This is a genomic window from Kribbella qitaiheensis, assembly GCF_042657745.1.
Lineage (GTDB): Bacteria > Actinomycetota > Actinomycetes > Propionibacteriales > Kribbellaceae > Kribbella > Kribbella qitaiheensis.
In genome coordinates this window covers 26,715-32,845 of the sequence record NZ_JBHSKE010000070.1, presented here as the reverse complement: position 1 = coordinate 32,845, position 6,131 = coordinate 26,715, and the positions used below count along the sequence as shown (strand labels likewise).

The following is a 6,131-nucleotide window of genomic DNA, read 5'->3' as shown; positions in this document are numbered from 1 at the left end:
AACAGGCGGCTTGACACAGGGCTCCTCTTGACGCACCCCATCCCGACTAGCACCATCACGCAGCGGAGCCCGCGGAACCACCCCCGCCTATGCCAGGGGCAACCACCCGCACTCACGCCCGGCGAACCATCCACACCCGTGCCCGACACACCACCCGCACGTATGCCGGACACCATCCGCACCCGTGCTGGACGCACCACCCGCACGCGTGCTGGACGGACTACCTGCACGTGGTGTTCGCCGGACTAGCCCGCGCGGCATATCGGCGTACGGGTTAGCGGGCGCGGAAGGCTTCTTCTACGTCTGCGGTGGCTAGGACGCCGTAGACAGCGCCGTTCGCGTCGAGGACGAGGTATTCGGAGGCTGGGTTCTTGCGGAGGATGGCGAGGATTTCTTCGCCGGTGTCGTTGACGCCGATGATGTGGCCGGCGCCGATGCGGGTGGCTACCTCGCCGACCGTGGTCCAGGGGCGCTGATTCGGGGCGATCGCGTTGACTGCGGACTCCGAGACGAGGGCGTGGGGCTTGTCGTCGCCGTCGATGACCACCACGGCGCCCGCTTGTGCCCCGGCTGCCAGGCGGACCGCTTCCGACACCGGAGTCGTGGCGTGTACGGCGATCGCTCGGCGGGCGAGGGTGCGGACCTGGAGGGCGGGCAGTTTGCGCCGGAGGCGTGCCTGCATGAGTGAGGCTGTGGAGCCCATCCAGAGGAAGAAGCCGACCGCCAGGGCGATCACGAAGTCGATGATGGTCGGCGGCCGGTTGAAGAGTTCTTGCAGGATCACCGGGGCCGCCAGTACGGCGATGGCGATCAGGCGGCCCGCCCATGCGGCCGCGATCGTCCCGGTGTGCATGTTGCCGGTCAACTTCCACACGAACGCCCGCAGCACCCAGCCGCCGTCCAGCGGAAGCCCCGGGAGCAGGTTGGTGACGCCAACGATCAGGTTGGCCACCGCGAGTTCGAACAGCGCGACGTACGCCACGCCCTCGTCGGCCGCGCGCGCACCGAGGTACGCGAGGCCGCCGACGAGCAGGGAGGCCAGCGGGCCGACCACCGAGACGACGAACTCCTCGAAGGGGCTCTTGCGCTCCCCCTCGATGTGCGTGCCGGCCGCGAAGAAGCCGAGGTTGATCTCCGACACCTGGATGTTGAACTTCAGCGCCGCCAGCGCGTGCGCGAGCTCGTGCAGCAGGATCGAGACGGTGAACGCGACCACGAAGGCGAACGACGCTACGTAGCGCCAGTTGCCCAGATCGGGGAACTGCTGCCCGATGATGCTGGAGAAGCCCAGAGCCAGCAGTACTGCGACCGGAAGCCAGGTGTACCGCATGGTGAGCCGGATCCCCTTGACACGGCCGAGCACCCAGGTGCCGGGTGGTGCGCCGGCAGGCTGGGCGGGACTCTGGGGATCACGCGGCTCGGACATCGAGGTAACGCTACTGGTCCCTTGGTAACGCCGTGCTACACACCCACGGTCAGGCGAGCCGCGTAGCCCTCCTGCACGCTTCCGCTCATGCTCGCCAGCTGGTGTACGCCGCCGTCGTCGCCGAAGACGTTGTCACTCTGCAGGGACGTCCTGGACAGGTTCTGCGTGCTCCCGTCGTACCCAGAAGTCGCGTAGACCGCCTTGCAAGCCTCCTCGGGCAGAGCCAGCTGGGAGGTTGCACTGATCTTCCCTGCGGCCGTGGCCTCCGACAGCGAGGCGTAGACCTCGAAGTGGATGTGGGGCCACCTGCCGGAGTACGCCGCGGGGAAGATCGTGGTGAAAGTGACCTTGCCGTTGGCATCGGCCGCCTGGACGCCGCGCAGGTAGTTCTCGTCGGTGATCTCCGTGTCGTAGAGCGAGTACCGGCCCTGGGCGTCGCAGTGCCACAGATAGACGGCAGCACCCGCCAGGGCGGTGTCCTTGTCCGCATCCAGTACTACGAGCTCAACCGTGAGCGGGACACCTTCGGCAACCCCGGAGGAGGATCCGAAGCCCTTGGTGATGTCGCTGCGGACGATGCCGGACTCGGTCAGCACATTCGGGCCGTTCGACCCGTCTCCCGGGAACGGGCCGGCGGTCTCGGACGGGATCTCGTCGACGTCTGTCGTCGAGGTCGTGGCGCTCGGCGTACCGGCCGACGTCGTACCGCTGCTGGACGGGCTGCTGCTGGAGGGGCTCGTGGAGCCGCCGGAGGTGGAATCGTCCGTCGCGCAGCCGGCCATCGCCGCGAAGCCGACGCCTGCCAGCAGGCGCAGCACGTTCCGCCGGCGGAGCGTGCCCAGGTCGTGTACGAGGCCGAGGTCGTGTTCGTGCGGGGGTGTCATGGTCGGTCTCCTTGGTCGGCTGTGACTCCAGAGTGCCGATCGCGGCCGATGGTTTGCCGAAAGTCCGCTGGGAGTTCCCTGTGAGCCGATTCCGCCGGTACTGCGTCCGCTGGTCGGGCGGTTGTGGGGTGGTTGTCCACAGGGCGGTGCGGCGTGCGCGCGGAGTGTCGGTGGTCTCGCCTAGCCTTTCGGGCATGAGCGTTGCAGCAGCAGTCGATGTGCACGGCCACCCGCGCGGAGCCTTGTCCCCGTCCCGGGCGGCGGATTTCATGTCCTGCCCGCTCAAGTACCGGTTCCGGGTGATCGACCGGCTGCCGGAGAAACCGTCTTCCGCCGCCGTGCGCGGCACTGTGGTGCACGGCGTTCTCGAGCGCCTCTTCGACCTGCCGGCCGGCCAGCGCACCCTCGAGCACGCAGCCGAGATGCTCGAGCCGCAGTGGCAGGAGGTTCTCGCTGCCGAGCCTGAGGTCGCCGAGTTGTTCGCCGAGGACGCGGACGGCGCCGAGCTGGCCAAGTGGCTGGCCGAGGCCCATCAGCTGCTTGGCAAGTACTTCACTCTGGAGGACCCGAACGCGCTGGAGCCCGCCGAGCGCGAGCTGTACGTCGAGACCGAGCTGGAATCGGGTCTCACGCTCCGGGGGTACGTCGATCGTCTGGACGTGGCTCCGACGGGCGAGATCCGGGTGGTCGACTACAAGACCGGCCGGTCGCCGTCGGAGTTCTTCGAGGCGAAGGCCCTGTTCCAGATGAAGTTCTACGCACTCGTCCTGTGGCGGCTGCGTGGGGTGGTCCCGGCAATGCTCCAGCTGGTCTACCTGGGCAATGGCGAGATCGTCCGCTATATCCCGGACGAGGCCGACCTGCTTGCCTGCGAGCGCAAGGTCGGCGCATTGTGGAACGCGATCACCCGGGCGTTGGAGTCGGGCGACTGGCGGCCGAGCCCGGGGCCGCTGTGCGACTGGTGCGACCACAAGGCGATCTGCCCGGCCTGGGGTGGCACTCCCCCGCCGCTGCCGGTGCGTTCGGTCGAGGAGGTCGCCCAGGAATCCGCCGGCGTAGACCTCGTCGGAGTCGACGGCTGAGGAGCGATATGAGGGGCGTTATGAGTGGCGTTAGCAGTTGGCTGAGGTGCTGGTCACACCCGGTCGATGGCCGGGTGTGTCACCGGACTCGGATACCGTCCCCACTATGAGCCATCCGCATCCCGATCTCGGTCAACCGCCCAGACTCCCCGACAACGCGCTCCGCGTGGTCGCTCTCGGCGGCCTCGGCGAGATCGGCCGCAACATGACCGTGTTCGAACATCGCGGCCGGTTGCTCGTGGTGGACTGCGGCGTGCTGTTCCCCGAGGAGCACCAGCCCGGCGTCGACGTGATCCTGCCCGACTTCGGCTGGATCCGGGACCGGCTGGACAAGATCGACGCGATCGTCCTCACGCACGGCCACGAGGACCACATCGGCGGCGTGCCGTACCTGCTGAAGGAGCGCGCCGACATCCCCGTGGTCGGCTCCAGGCTCACGCTGGCGTTCCTGACCGCGAAGCTCAAGGAGCACCGGATCAAGCCCGTGACCGTCGAGGTCAAGGAGGGCGACCGGCGCAAGCTCGGCCCGTTCGAGTGCGACTTCCTGGCCGTCAACCACTCCATCCCGGACGGCCTCGCCGTCGCGATCCGGACGAAGGCCGGCGTAGTACTGCACACCGGCGACTTCAAGATGGACCAGTTCCCGCTCGACCGCCGGCTCACCGACCTGCGCGGCTTCGCCAAGCTCGGCGAGGAGGGCGTGGATCTGTTCATGACGGACTCCACGAACGCCGACGTACCGGGCTTCACCACCGCCGAGAAGGACCTCGGTCCGGCGATCGACACCGTTTTCCGGACGGCGCCCGGCCGGATCATCGTGTCCAGCTTCGCCAGCCACGTGCACCGGATCCAGCAGGTTCTGGACGCCGCGAAGGCGGGTGGCCGCAAGGTCGCGTTCGTGGGGCGCTCGATGGTCCGCAACATGGGCATCGCCGGCGATCTCGGATATCTGAAGATCCCGAAGGGGCTGATCGTCGACCTGAAGGAGCTGGAGAAGCTGCCGGACCGCAAGGTCACGCTGATCTGCACCGGCTCCCAGGGTGAGCCGATGGCCGCGCTGTCCCGGATGGCGAACCGCGACCACATGATCCGGATCGGCGAGGGCGACACCGTGCTGATGGCCAGCTCGCTGATCCCCGGCAACGAGAACGCGATCTACGCGGTGATCAACGGCCTGATCCGCTGGGGCGCGAACGTCATCCACAAGGGCAACGCGAAGGTGCACGTCTCCGGGCACGCCAGCGCGGGCGAGCTGGTCTACTGTTACAACCTGGTCAAGCCGCGCAACGTGATGCCGATCCACGGCGAGTTCCGGCACCTGAAGGCGAACGCCGAGCTCGCCACCAGCACCGGCGTACCGGTCGACCGGGTGATCATCGCCGAGGACGGCGTGGTGGTCGACCTGGACCGCGGCCGCGCGAGGATCGTCGGCAAGGTCGAGGCGGGCTACGTGTACGTCGACGCGATGACCGTCGGCGGGGTCACCGAGGCGTCCCTCAAGGACCGCCGCGCGCTCGCTGAAGAGGGCGTCGTGACTGTCGTCCTGCTCGTCGACGCCAACACCGGCCGCCTGGCCGAGCCGCCGGACTTCCTGGCCCGCGGCTTCGTCCACGACGACACCACCTTCAAAGAGGTCATCCCCGTCATCGAGGAAACCCTCGCGAAGGCCGCCTCCGAAGGCATCGGCGAGGCCAACGCCCTGGAAGAACTCGTAGGCCGCTCCGTAGGCAACTGGACCTACCGCCACTGGCGCCGCCGCCCGGTAGTCATCCCGGTCGTCATCGACGCCTGACCCACCACACCCGCTGGAACAACAACCTCAACAACTGCTGCGAGCGCGCTCGGCAGGCGGTTTCGTCGATCCAGCGCCCCGGCTGGCAGATCGTTCGACCACTGGCGGCTTGCAAGGCGCCAACGGCCGAGCAACCCGCCATCGGGAGGCCGCTGGCTGCCGTGGAGCCGGTGGCGGCGGGTTGTGGGGACCGGGGACACCTCGCCGGGGGTCGGACAGCCGATGGCCGGTGCAGTTGTCGGGACCTCGGACACCTCGTGGGAACCGCGGACAGGTCATTTCGTGTCCGAGGTCCCGGCTTGGTGTCCGGGCCCGCACCTTGTGCACCAGTTGAGTGCCCGGATCGCCAAGATTTGCTCGAGTGGTGCACAAAGTGCCGGTTTCGGGAGTCCCGCGGACCCTCCGGGCAAAGGAACACCCCGAAGTTCCGGGCAAGGAACTCGCCGAGCGTCCGGGCAGGGCAAATCGCCGAGCGCCTGGGCGGAGGAGCTCCCCGGTCCTTGTCGCCACACCTCTGAGCGGCTCCGGGATAGCTGCGTTCCTTCCCTGGTCGGGGTGGTTTGGGTCAAGAGTCGGAACTTGTTCCGATCCCGAAGGGACGCCGAAGGCGCTCTTGACGCACACCGGCCCGACTAGCACCATCACGCAGCCCGGGGACGCAACCACCCGCGTCATTGCAGGCGGAACCACCCGACCTTCCCGGCGGGAACCTCCCGACCTTCCCGGCGGGAACCTCCCGACCTTCCCGGCGGGACCACCCGAACCTTGCCGGCGGGATCCACCCGAACCCGCACCAGCAGAACTCGCCCGCACACAGCACGCCATACAAGCTCCCCCGGATTGCCCCGCTCGGCGCACGAGCGAGCTCGCAGCAGGGTTTAGCTGGGCGGGACACGAGGATGGCGGGGTGGGTGTGCAGCGTGCGGGTGGCCGCGGGTGGGTTGGGG

4 protein-coding genes are annotated in these 6,131 nt (G+C 68.3%); 2 read left to right on the top strand and 2 right to left on the bottom strand.

Translation table 11 applies throughout. The features are described 5' to 3' along the window. Positions 1–274: 274 nt before the first annotated feature. Entirely contained in the window at positions 275–1,426 is a 1,152-nt protein-coding gene (locus tag ACFPJ1_RS38060; RefSeq protein ID WP_380111180.1) for a M50 family metallopeptidase, read from the bottom strand. A gap of 35 nt (positions 1,427–1,461) precedes the next feature. Then, the gene (locus ACFPJ1_RS38055) at positions 1,462–2,310 is read right to left on the bottom strand and encodes an intradiol ring-cleavage dioxygenase (RefSeq protein WP_380111179.1); all 849 of its coding nucleotides are present in this window, start codon (positions 2,308–2,310) and stop codon (positions 1,462–1,464) included. A gap of 194 nt (positions 2,311–2,504) precedes the next feature. Here ACFPJ1_RS38055 and ACFPJ1_RS38050 point away from each other — a divergent pair, with 194 nt between their 5' ends. Continuing rightward, positions 2,505–3,392 (top strand): RecB family exonuclease, encoded by an 888-nt coding sequence (locus ACFPJ1_RS38050; protein ID WP_380111177.1) that lies wholly within the window; start codon positions 2,505–2,507, stop codon positions 3,390–3,392. Positions 3,393–3,498: 106 nt separating this feature from the next. Beyond that, on the top strand, positions 3,499–5,184 hold the full coding sequence (locus ACFPJ1_RS38045) for a ribonuclease J (protein WP_380111176.1): 1,686 nt from the start codon (positions 3,499–3,501) through the stop codon (positions 5,182–5,184). Positions 5,185–6,131: the final 947 nt, after the last annotated feature.

Coding starts and splice junctions, on each gene's coding strand:
- ACFPJ1_RS38060 (WP_380111180.1), bottom strand. CDS start 1,426: ATGTCCGAGCCGCGTGATCCCCAGAGTCCCGCCCAGCCTGCCGGCGCA.
- ACFPJ1_RS38055 (WP_380111179.1), bottom strand. CDS start 2,310: ATGACACCCCCGCACGAACACGACCTCGGCCTCGTACACGACCTGGGC.
- ACFPJ1_RS38050 (WP_380111177.1), top strand. CDS start 2,505: ATGAGCGTTGCAGCAGCAGTCGATGTGCACGGCCACCCGCGCGGAGCC.
- ACFPJ1_RS38045 (WP_380111176.1), top strand. CDS start 3,499: ATGAGCCATCCGCATCCCGATCTCGGTCAACCGCCCAGACTCCCCGAC.